The 18,762-nt window shown below is 27.0% G+C and carries 18 protein-coding genes and 2 pseudogenes; 5 read left to right on the top strand and 15 right to left on the bottom strand.

All coding sequences use genetic code 11. The features are described 5' to 3' along the window. Positions 1-610 (bottom strand): hypothetical protein (locus tag AVBRAN12642_RS06330; RefSeq protein ID WP_336608127.1); only part of this gene is annotated, 610 nt, incomplete at its 3' end. Between the two features lie 157 nt (positions 611-767). On the opposite strand from AVBRAN12642_RS06330, the gene tatB reads away from it, so the two are divergent. The 4 genes from tatB to AVBRAN12642_RS06310 are packed head-to-tail and all read left to right on the top strand — an operon-like array spanning position 768 to position 4,126. Further along, positions 768-1,211 (top strand): Sec-independent protein translocase protein TatB, encoded by a 444-nt coding sequence (tatB, locus tag AVBRAN12642_RS06325; protein WP_336607449.1) that lies wholly within the window; start codon positions 768-770, stop codon positions 1,209-1,211. Then, the gene (tatC, locus tag AVBRAN12642_RS06320) at positions 1,204-1,968 is read left to right on the top strand and encodes a twin-arginine translocase subunit TatC (RefSeq protein ID WP_214118042.1); all 765 of its coding nucleotides are present in this window, start codon (positions 1,204-1,206) and stop codon (positions 1,966-1,968) included. Before tatB ends, tatC begins: the two co-directional genes overlap by 8 nt. Next, entirely contained in the window at positions 1,961-2,974 is a 1,014-nt protein-coding gene (gene queA / locus AVBRAN12642_RS06315) for a tRNA preQ1(34) S-adenosylmethionine ribosyltransferase-isomerase QueA (RefSeq protein WP_336607450.1), read from the top strand. The genes tatC and queA overlap by 8 nt, the downstream gene beginning before the upstream one ends. Positions 2,975-2,983: 9 nt before the next feature. Then, positions 2,984-4,126: a hypothetical protein gene (locus AVBRAN12642_RS06310; RefSeq protein WP_336607451.1), complete on the top strand. Its 1,143-nt coding sequence runs from the start codon at positions 2,984-2,986 to the stop codon at positions 4,124-4,126. Between the two features lie 8 nt (positions 4,127-4,134). Here AVBRAN12642_RS06310 and AVBRAN12642_RS06305 read toward each other — a convergent pair whose 3' ends face one another. Genes AVBRAN12642_RS06305 through AVBRAN12642_RS06295 form a run of 3 tightly spaced genes read right to left on the bottom strand, consistent with a single transcriptional unit; the run spans position 4,135 to position 6,252 of the window. Next, positions 4,135-4,674 (bottom strand): DapH/DapD/GlmU-related protein, encoded by a 540-nt coding sequence (locus AVBRAN12642_RS06305; RefSeq protein WP_336607452.1) that lies wholly within the window; start codon positions 4,672-4,674, stop codon positions 4,135-4,137. Positions 4,675-4,676: 2 nt separating this feature from the next. Then, complete coding sequence (locus tag AVBRAN12642_RS06300) at positions 4,677-5,123, bottom strand: cyclophilin-like fold protein (protein WP_336607453.1); 447 nt, start codon at positions 5,121-5,123, stop codon at positions 4,677-4,679. Then, entirely contained in the window at positions 5,089-6,252 is a 1,164-nt protein-coding gene (locus AVBRAN12642_RS06295) for an iron-containing alcohol dehydrogenase (protein ID WP_336607454.1), read from the bottom strand. Before AVBRAN12642_RS06295 ends, AVBRAN12642_RS06300 begins: the two co-directional genes overlap by 35 nt. Positions 6,253-6,363: 111 nt before the next feature. On the opposite strand from AVBRAN12642_RS06295, the gene AVBRAN12642_RS06290 reads away from it, so the two are divergent. Further along, positions 6,364-7,227: a LysR family transcriptional regulator gene (locus tag AVBRAN12642_RS06290; RefSeq protein WP_336608126.1), complete on the top strand. Its 864-nt coding sequence runs from the start codon at positions 6,364-6,366 to the stop codon at positions 7,225-7,227. A gap of 30 nt (positions 7,228-7,257) precedes the next feature. On the opposite strand, the pseudogene cetZ reads toward AVBRAN12642_RS06290, so the two are convergent. From cetZ to AVBRAN12642_RS06240, 11 genes and pseudogenes are all read right to left on the bottom strand, one after another. Further along, positions 7,258-7,686 (bottom strand): annotated as a pseudogene (gene cetZ, locus AVBRAN12642_RS09900) (energy taxis response protein CetZ); the annotation flags it as partial. A gap of 111 nt (positions 7,687-7,797) precedes the next feature. Beyond that, positions 7,798-8,550, bottom strand: a pseudogene (locus AVBRAN12642_RS09895) (PAS domain-containing protein); the annotation flags it as partial. A 142-nt stretch (positions 8,551-8,692) separates the two neighbouring features. Beyond that, positions 8,693-10,639, bottom strand: a complete 1,947-nt coding sequence (locus AVBRAN12642_RS06280; RefSeq protein ID WP_336608124.1) for an HD domain-containing phosphohydrolase — start codon at positions 10,637-10,639, stop codon at positions 8,693-8,695. 1 nt (position 10,640) lies between these two features. Continuing rightward, on the bottom strand, positions 10,641-11,372 hold the full coding sequence (locus AVBRAN12642_RS06275) for a 3'(2'),5'-bisphosphate nucleotidase CysQ (protein ID WP_336607457.1): 732 nt from the start codon (positions 11,370-11,372) through the stop codon (positions 10,641-10,643). Continuing rightward, entirely contained in the window at positions 11,372-11,806 is a 435-nt protein-coding gene (locus tag AVBRAN12642_RS06270; protein ID WP_214118015.1) for a DUF2147 domain-containing protein, read from the bottom strand. The genes AVBRAN12642_RS06275 and AVBRAN12642_RS06270 overlap by 1 nt, the downstream gene beginning before the upstream one ends. 4 nt (positions 11,807-11,810) lie before the next feature. Next, positions 11,811-12,821 (bottom strand): tRNA (adenosine(37)-N6)-threonylcarbamoyltransferase complex transferase subunit TsaD, encoded by a 1,011-nt coding sequence (tsaD, locus tag AVBRAN12642_RS06265; RefSeq protein WP_214118007.1) that lies wholly within the window; start codon positions 12,819-12,821, stop codon positions 11,811-11,813. Then, positions 12,818-14,206, bottom strand: coding sequence for a class II fumarate hydratase (gene fumC, locus AVBRAN12642_RS06260; RefSeq protein ID WP_336607458.1), 1,389 nt, complete (start codon positions 14,204-14,206; stop codon positions 12,818-12,820). The genes tsaD and fumC overlap by 4 nt, the downstream gene beginning before the upstream one ends. Positions 14,207-14,217: 11 nt before the next feature. After that, entirely contained in the window at positions 14,218-15,477 is a 1,260-nt protein-coding gene (locus AVBRAN12642_RS06255; RefSeq protein ID WP_336607459.1) for an aminoacyl-histidine dipeptidase, read from the bottom strand. Between the two features lie 151 nt (positions 15,478-15,628). Next, positions 15,629-16,741 carry an NAD(P)/FAD-dependent oxidoreductase gene (locus tag AVBRAN12642_RS06250; protein ID WP_214118000.1) on the bottom strand — a complete coding sequence of 371 codons (1,113 nt, stop codon included), beginning with the start codon at positions 16,739-16,741 and terminating at the stop codon, positions 15,629-15,631. 11 nt (positions 16,742-16,752) lie between these two features. Then, positions 16,753-17,511, bottom strand: coding sequence for an AMIN domain-containing protein (locus AVBRAN12642_RS06245; RefSeq protein WP_250325844.1), 759 nt, complete (start codon positions 17,509-17,511; stop codon positions 16,753-16,755). Continuing rightward, a complete protein-coding gene (locus AVBRAN12642_RS06240) occupies positions 17,511-18,761 on the bottom strand; it encodes a coproporphyrinogen III oxidase family protein (protein ID WP_239802643.1) in 1,251 nt (416 codons plus the stop codon). The genes AVBRAN12642_RS06245 and AVBRAN12642_RS06240 overlap by 1 nt, the downstream gene beginning before the upstream one ends. Between the last annotated feature and the right edge of the window lies 1 nt (position 18,762).

The following is an 18,762-nucleotide window of genomic DNA, read 5'->3' as shown; positions in this document are numbered from 1 at the left end:
TAGAGCCTTTTACTTCTATGGCTTCGTAAGGTTTTTTATCTTCAGTTTTGTCTTTTTTATCTTCAACTTTTTCATCATTTTTATTTATTGTTAATATTTCATCACTTGGTTTTGTATTTTCACTATTTTGGATACTTTCATGCTCTTTGCCTTGTTTTATCTCATCAATTCTTGCTAGATATCTTTGCTTAAACTCATCTTCGCTAATATTTCTTGCATTAAATAGCTTTGCTATTATTACATCTTGATTCCATTTATAATCTCCTAAGCTATCAGAATGCTCCTTTAAAAAATCTTTTAAATCTTTTTGCACATCTTGATTTGCTTCAGGACTAAAGGCTCTTTCATAAATTGTATTCGTATACATATCGCCATATAAAGCATCTTGATGTTCAAGTAACATATAAATAACCATACTTTGGATTTTTGCTTCATTGCTATTAGTTGGGTAATTAAAATCCAAGCTATCGTGAGTATCGGGGTAAAACATTTTAATAAAATCATCATATCTTTTTGCATTTTCTTTATTTTCAAGTCTTCCTTGAACTAATGCTTGATTATTATTTGGCTTTTGTAATGGTAAGTTATAATTATTTGAATTAATTTTCATATTTTACCCCTTTAAAATAATTTAATAATTAGTAAATATATTAATTAAATATAACTAAATATAACTTTAAAAAGATTAAGTAGCAAAACTTAATTTAAACTAACGATTAAAAAAAATTAGATAAATTCAGCAAAAAATTATCTAAAAGAGTTTTATTATGAGTTTTATGGAAATTGTTATTATTTTAATAGTTGCTGTTTTGGTTTTAGGACCTGAAAAACTACCTGGCACTATAGTTGAAATCGCAAAATTATTAAAGGCTGTTAAAAAACAAATTAACGAAGCTAAATCAAGTATAGAAAACGAAATCAATATTAGCGAATTAAAAGATGAAGCTAGAAAATATAAAGAAGAAATCACAAAAGCAAATGATAGTATCAGAAAAAAACTAAGCTTTGAAGAATTTGATGAGATTAAAAATACTTTAAGTGATTTTGAAAAAGACGCACAAAATGCTTTAAATAGCACTATTGATAGTGTAAAAAATACAGAAAACTCAAATCAAAATTCAAATTCTACAGAAGAAAAAAATACAAATACAGAAGAAAAGCAACTTAGCAAAAGAGAACAATTTTTAAAAGAAAAGAGCGAAAATGTTTGAAGAATTAAAACCACATTTAGTTGAACTTAGAAAAAGATTATTTATTAGTGTAGTTGCTTTGATTTTAGCTTTTTTTGTATGTTTTGTATTTTGGAAACCAATACTGCATTTTATTTGTGTTCCACTTATGAATGTATTGCCTGAAGGCTCTGAAATTATATTTTATAAACCACAAGAGAATTTCTTCACTGCTATGCAAGTTTCTTTATTTGCAGCATTTCTTGTAGCATTGCCTATAATTTTGTGGCAAGCTTGGAAATTTGTTGAACCAGGTTTATATGAAAATGAAAAAAGATTTGTAGTGCCTTTTGTATTTAGTGCTACTATTATGTTTTTGATTGGTGCGGCGTTTTGTTATTATTTAGTAGTTCCTATTGCTTTTGATTTTTTAATCAATTTTAGCGGTGGAGAGTATAAGGCTATGCCTTCAATTTCTGAATATGTGAGCTTTTTTACAAAATTAGTAATTGCATTTGGATTAGGATATGAATTACCTGTTGCTATATTTTTCTTAGCAAAAATTGGTCTTGTAACTGAAAAAACTCTTATTAGAAATTTTAGAGTTGCTATATTAGTTATTTTTATATTTGCAGCAATTATGACCCCGCCTGATGTATTTTCGCAATTTTTAATGGCAATTCCTTTAATTGGGCTTTATGCTATTTCAATTTATATTGCTAAAGTAGTAAATCCAGCTGACCCTGATATAGATAGCGAAGATGATGAAAAAGAATTATTAGAAGATAAAAATGCTTGATAATTTACTAAGTTCTTATGATTATGATTTGCCAGAAGAATTAATAGCAAAATACCCTGCAAATCCTGCTGATAGTGCAAAACTATTAGTATATGAAAAAAATAGTGAAAAAATTACTCATAGTGTATTTTATGAATTAGCTAATTTTTTGCCTGAATGTGCTTTGATTTTTAATGATACTAAAGTATTTAAAGCTAGATTTTATGGCAATAAAATTAGTGGTGCAAAATGTGAATTATTTATAAATAAAATTCTAGCAAATGATGAGTTTTTAGTGCAAATTAGGGGTAAAGTTAAAGAAGATGATATTTTAATTTTTCAAGATAATTTAAACGCAAAAATATTAAAGCTAAACGCAGATGGCACCAGAATTGTGAAATTTTGCAAAAACAATGAAGTTTTAAAAACCGATGAAGTTTTAAAAATTAGCGAAAAAATCGGACATATTCCACTACCACCATATCTTAAAAGAATGGATAATTTAGATGATGAGATAAATTATCAAAGCGTGTTTGCTAAAAATATTGGAGCTGTTGCAGCACCTACTGCGTCATTACATTTTACAAATAGAGTTTTAGATAGTCTAAAAGATAAAAAAAGTGCTTATATTACTTTACATGTTGGTGCAGGAACTTTTGCTAGTGTAGAATGTGAAAACATACAAGAACATAAAATGCATAGCGAATACTTTAATCTAAGCGATGAAGCAATAAAATTAATTAATAGTGATATACCTATTTTAGGGGTTGGCACAACTGCTACAAGAACAATAGAGTATTATGCAAGGACAAAAAAAAGTAGTGGCGAATGCGATTTGTTTTTAAACCCATCTAATAGGCCAATTAGACAAAATTATTTATTAACAAATTTTCATTTGCCAAAATCAACTTTAATTATGTTAGTAGCTAGTTTTATAGGTAGGCAAAATACTTTAAAACTTTACGAAGAAGCTATTAAAAATAAATATAAATTTTACTCATACGGCGATGCAATGCTTATTATTTGAAAGGAAAATATGAAAAAATTATTATTAATTTTAATCTCAACCTATCTATTTGCAGATTCTAAAATAGATTTTTCTGATAAAGATACAATACTTTTATTTGTAGTTTTAGGTGGCTTAATAGTTTTATTATTAGCTTATATTTACAAGCTAAAAATGAAATTAAAAACTAAAAAAGTAAAAATGTTTAGTGTTAGCGATGAAGCAGAATTTGAAAGTGAAAGTTTTGAAAAATCATCTTTATATTTTGATTTACAAGAAGTATTTTTATATTTTTTCAAAACGCTAAATTACGAAGCTAGTGTTAAAAATAACATATTTTTAGTTAGACAAGATATGCTATATCTAAACGATAACAATGAAAAATGTATGCCAAATAGGTATTTTTATGGAGATTATACAAATATTATCAATGCTATTTGGGCTGCTGCTGATTTGATTAATCAAAATGTAGAAAATGAAACCATATTTATTGATATTGGGATTATTAATAATATGCAAAACAGAACTCTTTTGTGTGTTGATATTGGAGTTTGTGGTGTTGTTGATGATAAAAAAACTGAATTATTTAAAAGCTTTACTAATCCTAAAAAACTATCTATTTCAGAACAATTACATAAATTTAGTGGATATATGAAAAAAATTGATGGTTCTAGTTATGCCTTTAAGGATACAAATGAAAGAATTAATCACGCAATCTGTCTTAGTATCCCAATACTAATCAATGATAAAGAAAATAATTTACCAGATGTAACTCCAAAAGATAGATTAAGTGTTTTAATAGTTCATAACAATATTGACATATCAAAAACAATCACTGCAAATCTTGAAAGCTATGAAATTAACTGCGTTCAAAATCAATCAAGTAATGGTCTTTTAGAGAAAATTGAAGATGGAGTAAATTGCGCTTATAGAGCTGTTTTATTAGACGCAAATCTAATCAATACTTTTAATGAATATGATTTAAATCGTTTAGTAAAAGCACAAGATGAATATTGTTTTAAATTAATTCTCATATTAAACAACCACAAAATAACACCTAATGTTGAAAAAATTATTCAAGAAGTAGATTTTCTACCATTACCATATACAATTGATAATATTCGCTCAATTGTAAATATCATAAAAACTCAACAAGAAAAATTATTAAGCTAATTTATTAATTAGCTTAATTTTATAGTTTTAATTAATTTAGCTGGAACTCCTGCTACTATTTGAAATTCTTCAACATCTTTAGTAACCACCGCACCAGCTGCTACTATTGAGCCTTTTTTAATTTTTACTCCGCTAAGTATTGTGGCATTTGAACCAATCCAAACATTATCTTCTATTGTTATTGGTTTTAATACCATATCAGAGCGTTTAAATGGATTTATATCATGATTTATAGTAGCTAATACTACATTATGCCCTATTAAAACATTATTTCCTATATAAATTCCTCCTTGGTCTTGAAATTTACAACCGCTATTTATAAATACATTTTTGCCTACTGAAATATTTTTACCGCAATCCGTATTAAAAGGCGGAAATAAAGTAAAACTTTCATCTACTTCTTTACCAATTAATTGAGAAAATAATTTATTTAATTCTTCTGGTTCATTATAAGTATTGTTAATTTTAAAAGTTATTTTCATAGCTTCTTTAGCTTGTTTAAGCATAAGTTTATGCTCAATAGAATTTGCTTTTACATACTTAATCATAATTAATCCTTATTTTTAACATAAAACCTAGCATTAATTTTGCCATTACCTAAAAGCTTTTTTAACTCATCTTTACTAATGCCATAAATTGTTCCTAATTTAGTAAAACTCCAAGAATTATTATCATAATAAATTACTATATTATTAGCATTATATAAAATCACATCAAGTGCTTTAGCTTGAAAATATTTATCATTAGTAGGAAGATTTTTATCAATTCTTCCTACCTTTTCAAACCCACCATAATCATTCATCAAGATATTTAAATCAGACTTTTGTAATACTTCATAAAGAGCAGTTGATGATGAATTACTTTCTAATTTTATTTTTAATTCTTGATTATTTATTTCAACATATATTTCATCATTGCTAAATCCATTTAACATACAAAAAGCTCCTAAACCAATAAAAATGCTAAAAACTTTTCTTAAGTATATGAATAATTTCATCTTTATTAAGCTCCTTATAACCACCATTTAAGATGAATACATTATTAGCAATATCTTCAATCAAGCTTTCATCTACTAATAAATCTTTTATATTCATACAAAGACCTAGCTCACTCATCCAATCTCTCATAGCAAATAGTCCTAATTTAGCTATTTCTTCATCGCTTTTATTGTCTTTTATACCCCAGACATTAATAGCAAACCTTTTAAATTTATCAATATTATAAGGCATTATATATTCATAATACGCCAAGCTAATAGCACTTAAAGTAGCTCCGTGCGTTGCATTGGTAAAGCCACCAATTGCCTGACCTATCATATGAACCATCCAATCTCCATTTTTACCACAATGAAGCATAGTATTTAATGCTAGAGTACTTGCCCACATAATATCGCTTCTAGCCTTATAATCATTAGGGTTTTTATTTGCAATTTTGCTTGATGAGATTATTGAACGCATAAGCCCTTCTGCTAAATAATCGCTCACATTATCATCTTCTTTTGAAAAATATTGCTCTAAAATATGATTAAACGCATCATAAATTCCATTTATCATTTGATATTTGCTAAGACTTAAAGTGTATTTAGGATTTAATATAGAAAACTTAGGAAATACTCTTTTATCATTAAAAACTTTTCCTATTTTTTGATGAGTTTTTTCATTTGTAATTACACTACCACCATTCATTTCAGAGCCTGTCCCACACATTGTTAAAATACAACCTAACGAAACTACATCACAATTTGGCTCAAGTTGATTTATAAAATATCTATCCCAATAATCATCGCTTGAGTTTATACTAACTGCTAAAGCTTTTGTATAATCACAAACAGAACCGCCACCTAAAGCTAATAAAAAATCAGCTTTATGCTCTCTTGCTATCTTTACACCTGAGTTTAATTTTTCTAAAGTAGGATTTGGCATAACACCATCAATATATGCTATATTTTTGCCTAATTTATCTAGTATTTTTACAATTTGGTTAAAAATACCATTTTTATGCACCGAGCCACAACCATAAACCAAAACAATATTTTTACCATATTTACTTAATTCAAATTCTAAAGATTGCTCTACTTCATCAGTAAAATAAATCTTAGTTGGATTGTGAAAAATAAAATTATTCATAAAAAATCTCCTTGTTTTAAAAGTAAAATAATTTTATTTATTTTTAAAAGAAATATCAAATACTTATAATATATAATTAATTATAAAAATTAATTATTTCTAAGGAATATTATGGAAATTAGAGTTTTAAAATATTTTATAGAATCTGCAAAATTACAAAATATAACTAAAGCAGCTAATAAATTAAATCTTACTCAACCAAATCTATCAAGACAATTAAAAGATTTAGAAACAAAATTAGGGCAAAAACTTTTTATTAGAACAAATTATAAAATCATTCTCACAAAAGAAGGAGAAATGCTTTATAAAAGAGCTTGTGATATTTTAGATTTAGTTGATAAAACCGAGCAAGAATTTAAAAATTTAAAAGATTTTAATGGAGGAGATGTTTATATAGGCTGTGCTGAATCAATTGGAATAGCCAAAATAGCAAAAACTGCTAAAAAACTACAAAATAAAAATTTTAAATTTCATATATTTAGTGGAAACTATGAAAATGTGGTAAATAAATTACAAAATTCTTTAATAGACTTTGCTGTTGTAGTTCAAGAATTTGATATCAGTAATTTTAGTTATTTAGATTTAAATCATAGTGATACTTGGGGGATCATTATGAAAAATACTTCAAAATACGCTAAGCAAAAAGAAATAAGCATAAATGATTTATTTCAAATGCCACTTATAGTATCAAGGCAAGGTTTTACGCAAGAAATGCCAAATGTTTTAAGGCAAAATCAAGATAAGCTAAATATAGTAGCCACTTATGATTTATTATACAATGCTGCAATTTTTGTTAAAGAAGATATTGGATACGCTTTATCTCTTGATAAATTAATTAATACTAATGATGATTTATGTTTTAAGCCTATAAACCCATTAATTACTTCTAATTTAAAATTAATTTGGATTGATGATAAATTAAGTGATGTTGCGAGAATTTTTTTAAAAGAATTACAAAAAGACTTAAAAAACTAATTTGAAATTCCTAAGAATTTCAAATTATATTTATTTATTTTCTTCCATAGCTCTTGCTACTTCTTCTGAACTTTGTTTGATTTTATTCATACATTCATTTGCAGTATTTGCCAACACAACACTATCATTTACTTGAGCTATGCTTTTATTTATACTCTCAACAACATTAGCACTAACATTTCTAATAGAATTAATTGTTAAAGTAATTTCATTAATTGATGTTGCAGTCCTTTCAGCAAGTTTTCTAACCTCATCAGCAACCACAGCAAAACCACGACCATGCTCGCCAGCACGAGCAGCTTCAATAGCAGCATTTAATGCTAATAAATTAGTTTGCTCTGCAATATCTTTAATAGTTTGAATAACCGATACAATCTCATCTGATTGAGTATTTAGTGAATTAACCAATTCACTACTTTCATTCATAATTTCTGCTATTTCTTGGACATTTTGCACGGTTTTAGCAATAACTTTACTACCTTCATTTGTGCTTTCATCATTTTTTTGTGCTAACTCGCTTACAATTTTATTTTTATTCAAATCTCTTATTACTTGCAAACTAACATCACTTGCAAATTTAATTACCTTATAAACCTTACCTTCGGCATTATAAACAGGATTATAACTTGCTTCTAAATATACAGGATTATTATCTTTTGTATATCTTATAAATTGACCTGATTGAAAATGTCCGCTTCTTAAATCTTCCCAAAATTTTCTATAATCACTACTTTTTACATATTCACTATCACAAAACATAGAATGATGTTTGCCTATAATTTCGCTTTTTCTGTAATTTAATGTATTTAAAAAATTATCATTTGCATCAAGTATTTCCCCGTTTGGAGTGAATTCAATTAAAGCCATAGACTTACTTGCCGCATTAATTGTGTTTTTTAAGTCCAACAATTCATTTTCATGCTCTGTAATATCAGCAGCAAACTTAATTACTTTATAAACTTGATTTTGTTCATCTACTATTGGTAAATAATTTGCTTCTAAATAAACTATTTGACCATCTTTTGCAAATCTTTTAAACTGACCACTTTGTGGAATATTTCTTGATAATTCTTGCCAAAAGATTGAATAATCACTTGAATTAACATAATGTTTATCACAAAATATTCTATGATGCTTACCTTTTATCTCTGCTAGTGTATATTTTGTAGCTTTTAAAAAATGCTCATTTGCATCAACAATATTTCCTTTAGTATCAAATTCTATAATAGCCATTTCTTTATAAATAGCTTTTAAAATAGCTTCTTTATCTTTTAACTCGTTAATAATCTTGTCTTGTATTTCTTTATTATTTTTAAAAAACATTAAACTACTCCTAATTTTAAAAAAGGAGCGATTATAGATAATTTTATTTAAAAAAGTATTAATAGTTTAAATTAAAGCAAATAATTAATCCAAATCAATGAAAAATTAATTTGGATTAATCTAAAAAATCAACAAATTACAATCACATTAAATTATCATCAATGTATTTATCAACATATTTTTCTTTTATTGCAAATATTTCTTCTTTACAAGCAAAAAATGCTTCAACTACTTTAGGGTCAAATTGAAAACCTGAATTATCACTAATATATTTGCAAACTTCATCAAGTGGCCAAGCTTTTTTATAGCATCTATCACTTGCAAGCGCATCAAAAACATCAGCTAAAGAAACAATTCTTGCATAAATATGAATATCATCACCTTTTTTACCCATTGGATAGCCACCACCCGCATATTTTTCGTGGTGTTCGTGAGCGATGATTGCTGCTGCTTCCATAATTTTACCTTTAAATCTATGCAACATTTCATAGCCTATTTGTGCGTGTTTTTGCATAGTTTTAAATTCTTTTTCATCAAGTCTTCCAGGTTTATTTAAAATAGCATCAGGAATTCCAATCTTACCAATATCGTGAGTTGGAGCACCATAACTAATTAGCGTTACTTCTTCTTCACTTAATCCCATTTGTCTTGCTATGGCTTCGCTTATTTTACCTACTCTTTTTACATGATTTCCTGTTTCTTCACTCTTACTCTCAACCATTTCAGCTATTGAATAAATTAAATCTTTTTGAGCGTTTAAAATATCTTCTTGGAATTTCATGCCTTCATAAATCTTACCTGAATAATCAGCTGCAATTCTTAGATAATCTAAATCATCTTTATCAAAATTATTATTAATATCTGTAAGTTTATTTAAAGCTTGGAATACCCCAATAACTTCGTGCTCACTATTTAAAATAGGCATAGCTAAAATTGATTTAGTGCTATATTTTGTTCTCTCATCATTTGAGCTATCAAAATACGGATTGCTTTTTGGATTATTTTCTAAAATAGCTTCTTTTGTCTCAATTGCACGACCTACTATTCCTTTACCAAAAGGAACTCTAATCTCACCTACTCCATCAGCGTGTAAGGTATAATATTCTTTTCTTTCATTGTCAATAAACCACACACTACATCTATCAGCTTGAATGTTTTGTTTAACCATTTCGCCTAAGGTATTTAGGTTGGCTTTAGAATCAGAATTTTTAGATATTTGAGAAAAGCATTCAAGTATGGTTTCTAGTTTTTGTTCTTGGTCTAAATTATGTCTTTTTAATACATTTATCATATCACTTTGATAATTTGTATTAAATTGCATAAATGAACCATTTTTAATAATCATTCCATAGTCTTTTAAGATATTAAATTCTCTTAATTCTTCTTCTATTTTATCTTTAAAGCAATATTTAATGTGATACACATGGAAAATCACATCATCTCTTACATTATCTTGAATTTGTTTTAATAATCTTGGAGTTAAATGTTTAGATGCTTTCGCTAATTTATCCATACTAGAATCAAAACTAACATCAGCAATTACTTGTCTTATATCAGTTCTTTTATTGATTAATTCCACTATATCATCGTGATAATAAGTATCTGAAGTAAAATATATACTATCTTTATCATAGCTTAAAATAAAACCAAAACTACCTTCAGTATGATAGCTCTTAACTGGCTCTATTGTTATATCATCTATTAATAACTTATCTCCTACATTAATTTCTTTATAAACTATAGCAGGACTACCATTTGGCAATTTTATCTTTGCAAAATCAGGCCAAATTTTATCATTAAAAAAATGCTCTTTGAGATTATTTATACTTTCTTTACTAGCATATATACAAATACTATCTTGAAGTTTTAAAAAATAATTATCAACATATAAAGCAATAGCACAAATATGGTCTAAATGAGTGTGGGAAATAAAAACATGCTTTATAAAATTATCATCAGTTGGTTTTGGTAAAAACCCAGCATCAATTACACCATTTAAACTAAATTGAATGCAGGTCAAATTATCACTTAAATATTTGCTAACCGAAGAGCCTTCAAAAACTATTCTATGTGTGTTAAAAATATTCATATTAATCCTTATTAAATACACTTGAAAACGCTATAAAAGGTTTGCAAGAAAAATTGGGCGTATTATAATTCAATTTTTGTTTATCAAGCCCTAACATTAATCCGCCACTTTGATTTATTAAAAAATCCCCAGCAGCTAAATCCCAAGAATTGAGCCTTTCGTATCTTAAATATACATCAGCATCACCTTCTAATAAAGCACAAAACTTTAATGCAGAGCCTATATTTAATGCTGAATATCCGTAGCTAAATGGAATTTTACTATTATTTATGTCTTGTTCTTTTCTTAAAGATACTAAAGCTTTATTTGATTCTTTTTTAACTTTATTTAGGATTTCTTGATTTTTATAAACTGGCATATTTTTAGCTGAATAATACAAATTCTTATTGCAAACATCATAAATTACACCTAAAATTGGTCTTGTATTTTCAATCAAACTAATACAAACGCAAAAATTTTTTCTATTTTTTAAATAGTTATTAGTGCCATCAAGTGGGTCAATTAGCCAAAATAAAGATTTTTTTCTTTTTTCATAATCTAAAATCTGTTCTTCAGAACATATATTAATTTTACTTTTTCCTAAAATATCAAATATGATTTCATTAGCTTTTAAATCAGCTGAACTAACTAAAGTTCCATCTGGTTTTGTATTAATTAAAGGGTGTTTTATATCAATTATTTCATCTCCAGCAATTCTTGCTGCTCTTTTAGCAAGAGTTAATAACTCTTGCATTATTTTTCCTTAATCCAAGTCTGACTTCTTCCTATTAAAGAAAATCCAACATATCCTCTTAAAATTAATTTATCATCTTTAAAAGTTGCATTTGCTCTATATAATTTACCACTTTCTGGGTCAATTATATAACCACTTTTATAAGAATTTTCACCATCTTTTTTTAATTTATAAAGCAATGGCGCACCTACTATTTTCATCTTTCTAGCATCTTCTGCATAAGTAAAATAATCATAAGTTTTTTCACAAGATTTACAAAGTTCATCATCGCCATATTCAAACAATTTAACAACTTTGCCAAATAATTCATTATTTTCTTCATAAATATGCCATCTAGCAGTTTTTTTACCATTTTCATCAATACTTATATAATTACCATAATCCTTAGCTAATAAACTACCTAATAATCCTAAACATAAAAATATTTTTTTCATTAAATTAAAGCCTTTTAAAATTTTTTGATTTTGGGTTTATTATATCATCACTTATATTTACAAAATCTTTATTTTTGTATGCAATAACCCCTGCTCTTGCTATCATTAAAGCATTATCAGAACAATATTTAAGCGGAGCTAACAATAATTGCATATTATTTTTTTTACAAATTTCATCTAATTTAGACCTAAGCAATAAATTAGCACTTGCACCACCAACTACGCCTAATGCTTTATAATTTTTATTATGCAAAACTATGTTTAATTTATTAATTATATGCTTACAAGCAATTCTTTGAAATGCTGCTGCTATATTTGCTTTTTGAGTATCTAAAGTATTATTTGCTATACAATCATTAATAGCTAATCTAACTTGATTTTTAATACCCGAAAATGAATACTCAAGCCTACTTTTACTTGGGATTGGTAAAGAAAACTCATAAGTATTATTGCTTTCATTTTTTGCTAATTCTTCAATAAATACCCCACCAGGATAACCAAGTCCTAGCATTTTTGCAACTTTATCAAAACTTTCTCCAAAACTATCATCGCTTGTAGTTGCTATTAAATTTATATCATATTCTTTAGTAATCTCAAGTATCATAGTATGACCGCCACTTACAAGTAAAACTAAAAAATCATTCATTATTTCTTTATCTAAAAATAAAGAACAAATATGACCTTTTAAATGATTTATCGCAATTAATGGTATATTTAAAGCCACACTTAAAGCCTTAGCCATTGCAACTCCACTTTGAAGAGATACTGATAATCCTGGCTCATTAGTAACTGCAATTACTTTTAAATCATTAAAAAATGGCTTGGTTTTAGCTAATATTTTAGGTAAAGCTTCAGTATGTAGCCTTGATGCAAGTTCTGGCACAACTCCACCAAATTCATTATGCTCATCTTGAGATATTTTTTCATAAAATAAACATTCATAAGTATTTACATTAATAACTGCGATGCTTGAATCATCGCAGCTACTTTCTATTGCTAAAAGTAATTCTCTCATTTTGGCTTAATCATATTTGCAGGAACTACAAATTTATCAAAATCTTCTTCACTAACTAAGCCTAATTCTAAGCAAGATTCTTTTAGGCTAATTCCTTTTTTGTGAGCATTTTTTGCAACTTTTGCTGCATTTTCATAGCCAATATGTGGATTTAGTGCAGTTACTAGCATTAAAGAATTATTTAAATTATAAGTAATTTTATCAATATTTGGAGTAATTCCTATAGCACAATTATCATTAAAGCTAATCATACCATCAGCTAATAATCTTAAACTTTGTAAGAAATTATAAATAATTACAGGCTTAAATACATTTAGCTCAAAATTACCTTGAGAAGCTGCAAACCCAATTGCCGCATCATTTCCCATTACTTGAACGCTAAGCATTGTTAAAGCTTCACTTTGAGTAGGATTTACTTTACCTGGCATAATTGAGCTTCCTGGCTCATTTTCAGGAATACTAAGCTCTCCTAAACCACATCTAGGACCACTTGCAAGCCATCTAATATCGTTTGCTATTTTCATTAAATTTGCTGCAAGACCTTTAAATGCTCCGTGTAAAAATACTAAAGCATCGTGACTTGTAAGTCCGTGGAATTTGTTTGGGCTACTTATAAATTTAGTGCCTAAAAGTTCGCTCAATTTTGCTGATACTTTTTCACTAAGTTCTGGATGAGCATTAATTCCGGTTCCAACAGCTGTTCCGCCAATTGTTAGCTCTCTTACATCTTCAAGTGCTTTTAAAATATGTCTTTTTGAGCTTTGCAACATATATACATATCCACTAAATTCTTGACCTAAAGTAAGTGGGGTTGCATCTTGCAAGTGAGTTCTTCCGATTTTAATTATATTTTCAAATTCTTTTGCTTTTTTATCTAGTGTTTTTTCTAGAATTTCTAATGCAGGAATTAAAGTCCTTTCAGTTTCTAGGACTGCTACTATATGCATTGCAGTTGGGAATGTATCATTTGAGCTTTGGCTCATATTTACATGGTCGTTTGGATGGACTATTTTTTCTTTAGTAAAATCCATTCCACTAAGTTTAGTAGCAAGATTTGCTATAACTTCATTTAGATTCATATTTGTTTGTGTTCCTGAACCTGTTTGCCATATAGCAAGTGGGAATTCATCATTATGTTTATTAGCTAAAATCTCATCACAAGCTTTAACGATTGCATCTTTTTTTACATTGTCTAATTTGCCTAAATCATTATTTACTAATGCTAAAGACTTTTTAAGATGCGCAAAAGCGTGGATTAATTCTACAGGCATCTTTTCTGTGCCGATTTTGAAATTCTCTAAACTTCTTTGTGTTTGTGCTGCCCACAATTTATCTGCAGGAACTTTAACTTCACCCATTGTATCGTGTTCTATACGAAAACTCATTTTATCTCCTTTTATTTGTAGTTTTTAATTAAATCAAATGTTGTATTTTTAATAATATCTATTGTGCTAATCTCACATCTTTCATAAATACTATGTGGGCTTAGGATATTTGGACCTATTGAAGCACATAATAATTCATTTTGCTTAGTTTTTAGCACTCCGCACTCAAGCCCTGCGTGAATACTACTCATACTAGCTTTTGGATTATATTTTTGTAAAGAATTAAGCACTGCATAAGTAAAATCATTTGGTATAGGCTCCCAAGGCTCATCTTTAGCAAGTAGTCTTACTTCGTAATTATTAAAATGTGCTTTGGTTTTATAAAAGACTTCATCTAAATCTGCTGAATTATCGCTTCTTGCAAATAATTCAAGCTTTAATTCATCATTATTTTGACTAATGATTGCTAGATTTACGCTAGTTTTTACAATATTTAAATCCCTTGAATAAGACCAAACTCCGTGTTTATAACTAGCAATTAGACTTAAAATATCTTCTTGAATTACTTTTTCATCTTTACTCTCAAGCTTGGTTATTTCAATATTTTCACTAGATTTAAGTTCAGTGTCGCTATAAAAAATAGCCTTAGCATTTACACTTATACTATTGGTTCTTTCCCCACCACTAAAACTTACTAATTCAGCATCGTTTTTATATAAAAATAAAGCTAAATCACTAATAGCACTAGGAATGTTTTTGATAATATCAATCCCACTATGACCGCCTTTATAGCCTTTAGTATGAGCTTCATATAAATATTTTTTACTAGGGTTTTTATAATTTAGCTTAATATTTACATTCATCATCAAACTCGCCGCACAACCAATTATTACTCTATCTACACACTCGCTATCAAGATTTAATAAGTGTTTTGAACTAATTTTTAGCTCTAAATTATTTGCACCTATAAGCCCTACTTCTTCATTAGCGGTAAATAAACATTCAAGGTCGCTAAACTCATTCATAGCTTCCATCATAATGGCAATTCCTATGCCATTATCAGCACCTAAGGTTGAATTGTTTGCTTTAATAAATCCATCACTTTCTATTATATTTATATTAGGTGCATCTCCAACACAAACCATATCATAATGACTTTGCAAGCATATATTAGGATTTCCTTTTTTGCATAAAATATTTTCAGCCTTATCAACTAATACTTCAAAACCTTTTGATTTTGCATAATTAATTAAAAAATCTTTTAATTTAACTGCATCAAAACTACAATGCGGAATTGCTGCAATTTGTTTAAAGTTTTCTAAAACTCCCATTCTTTCTCCTTATTTTTAAGCAAACATTAGATTTTAAAGTTTAATAAAGAGTAAGATTTGTGTGTAATTTTGTAATTTATTTTAAAGTGTGTAAATTCGTAATATTTTTGTAGAATTTAATTCAAATTCTAAAAAGAATTTGAATTAAAATTTATAGACCTTTAAATCCAAATAATTTATATTGCCATTTTAATTCTGTGATTTTTTTAAGAACTTTTGCTAAAAATCCACTAAAATCTTTGCCTTGAATACTTGCAACGGCATATTTTTCACTAAGAGAGCAAACGCTTCCTTGGTCTTTATAAATAAATGTTTCTTTAAATTCTTCATTATTTAATCTAGCACTTAAACTTCTTGCTAAATAATTACCTTGCTTGCAAGCTATTTGAGCTGTTGGAGCAAATGGTCTATCATTATTCATAATTAAAGAACAATCTCCTAAAATATAGCAATTTGAATAATTTGGCGCTTGTAAAAACTCATTAACCAATATTCTATTATTTTTGTTTTCAAATACACTATTTTTAATAACTTCATTTCCCTTAACGCCAGCTGTAAAGATTATATTTTTTGAATCTATATAAGTATCTTCATTGTTTAAATACAATCTATCCCCAACTTTTTTAATAATTTTATGAGATGTTAAAACTTTTACGCCTAATTTTTCAAGATAATTTCTTGCTATTTTTGCTAAATCTTTGTTATACATAGGCAAAATCTCATCCATAGCTTCAACTATGCTAATTTTTGCATCAATTCCTTTGCTTTTGCAAACTTGAGCTATAGAAGCACATAATTCAACACCGCTAAATCCAGCTCCACAAATTACAATATTTTTATAAATACTTTCAGATTTTTCTAAATTAGAATAAATAATTTCTTTGGTTTTTAAAGCGTCTTCATAAGTTCCGATTTCATAAGCTTCATCAAGCCCTTCTATACCAAAAGTATTTTTATTAGCACCTAAACCTACATAAATCTCATCAAAATCATAATCAGTATTTTTGCAATATAATTTATTTCCTTCAATTTTAATAGCACTATCTTGAATAATTACAATTTCACTAGGAATTATATCTTTTAAAGGAATTTTGATATTTTTTTCACTCTCATTTGCTGCAATTTTATGTAATTCTGTAGTTTTATAATGATATGAATTATTATTAATTAGCAAAAATTCAGCCTTTGTTAAATCTTCCTTGCTTAGACTTTTAATTAAAGATAAGTTTGCATATCCAGCACCTAAAAAAATTATTTTTTTCATAACACCCCTTTTTATTGTAATTTAATTAAATATTCTTTAGATTTTTTTTCAATATTATAATTATATATACCATCAAGTTTTATTACAAGACGATAAAAATTTCTATGAACTCCAGTATAAATTTCATCAAAATAATTAGCTTTTATTTCAAATGATTTATTTTTTAAACTTGGATTAATTTTAAAATCCATAACAATTCTATTTGGTTTTTTTAAACTAAATTCCCTAATTAATTCGCTATTTGTTTTAATTGAAATATTTTTTTTGTCTATAACTATTTTAAAATTATTTGATATGTCTAATGATAAAGGTGTATATTCTGTGGTTTTACTAATTTTATTTTCTTTGTTTTCTTCTTTCTTAACTTCAGTAATTTTAGTAGTATTTTGCTCTACATTAGAATTGTCATCATTAGCATTTTCTTGATTTTTTAATGCAAGTTTTATTTTATCAACTTCTTTTAATTCAGTTTTTGCTTCTTCTTTATCTTGGTTTGTAAGCTCTTGGGCGTCAAGTAGCATATAAACTTTATGCCAATCAAGAGCTTCATTAATATCTAATTCAAATTCTTTCAATGTCCCATCTACATTTGTATAAATAAGTTTCATTTTATTTAAAATTCTAGCATCACTTGGAACACTAAAAGCTGTTTTTTTAAATTCCTTTATCTCTTCAATAGGACTTGGATTATTGATTTTTACAATAGGCACAAATGGGTTTTCTCTAGCAAAAAGCATTGAGCTTATTAGTAAAAATAAATATTTTTTCATTATAAATCCTTTCTAAAATAAGCCCTTACTAAATCCATATTTATATAAAATTCTTTCATCAAGGTAAGTGCTAGATATTTACCAAAAAAAGTATTATTAATAATACCATTATTTATGTTAATTGCTCCAATAGTCTGCATTGCTTTTAGTTTTAGCCCTAAGTGTTTTTCTAAATCACAATTATAATTAGAATTAAAATTATTAATATTCAAATTATCCTTAAAAAACTCTGTTAGAAAAATATAATTAATTCTATCTTCAGGACTAAAATCTATGTGAGCTAATTTTTGATTTTTACCAGCTAAAACCTTAGCTTTATAATCATCTAATTTAAAAGCATTTACTAAAAGCTTATTATTTGTAAAAGAAAAAGCTCCACTACCAGCACCAATGTATTCGTGATGTGTGCTTACATATTCATCATTAAAACTAGTTCTATCCTTAGAAAAACTCCAAGAGTTATTTTGCTCATAATCACTAAAGTATTCGCAAATTATCTTATAAAATTCATATTCATTATCTTGTTTATCTATGCCTAATTTAGCTGCAATTATTTCTTTAGTAAGATTAGATTTCATCAGTGGATATAAAGTAATTTGTGATGGAGCAATATTTTTAGCTAATTCAATATCTTTTATTAGCATTTGTTTTGTTTGTGATGGAAAATTAAAAATCAAATCAATACTAAAAGTTGGTAAAATCCCATTAGCTAATTCTAATTTTTTTACTAATTCTTTTTGATTTCCAAACTTTTCTAAACGATTAACTTTTCTTAAAATTTCATCATCAAAACTCTGCACCCCACAACTAAGCCTATCAATAAGCCCTTTAAAGTCTTTTAAAGCTTCAGGCTTTATATGATTTGGGTCACTCTCACAAGAAATCTCTTCAATACTAAATAAATCCTTACATAAACTAAGTGTTTTTATAAGTTCTGCTTCATTGATTAAAGTAGTTCCGCCACCAACATAAAGTGTATTAAAATCGTATCCTAAATCCTTAAATTGCTGTAATTCAATTCTTAAAGTTTTAAAATATTCTTTACATAATTCTTCATCATAAGCAAATTTGTGAAAGCTACAATAAGGACAAAAAGTATGGCAAAACGGAACATGAATATATAGCATTACCTTTTTACCATCTTTAGATTTTTCTAAATTAACTTCATTTTTAAAATTAAACTTAGACTTAAGCTCTTTGTTAAGAAAATTGCAAGTATATTTTAAAGCTTGATTTTGTAAAAAATTCATT

Origin of the sequence: Campylobacter sp. RM12642 (assembly GCF_020137635.1) — a bacterium.
Classification (GTDB): domain Bacteria; phylum Campylobacterota; class Campylobacteria; order Campylobacterales; family Campylobacteraceae; genus Campylobacter_E.
This window is presented reverse-complemented; position numbering and strand designations above follow the sequence as displayed.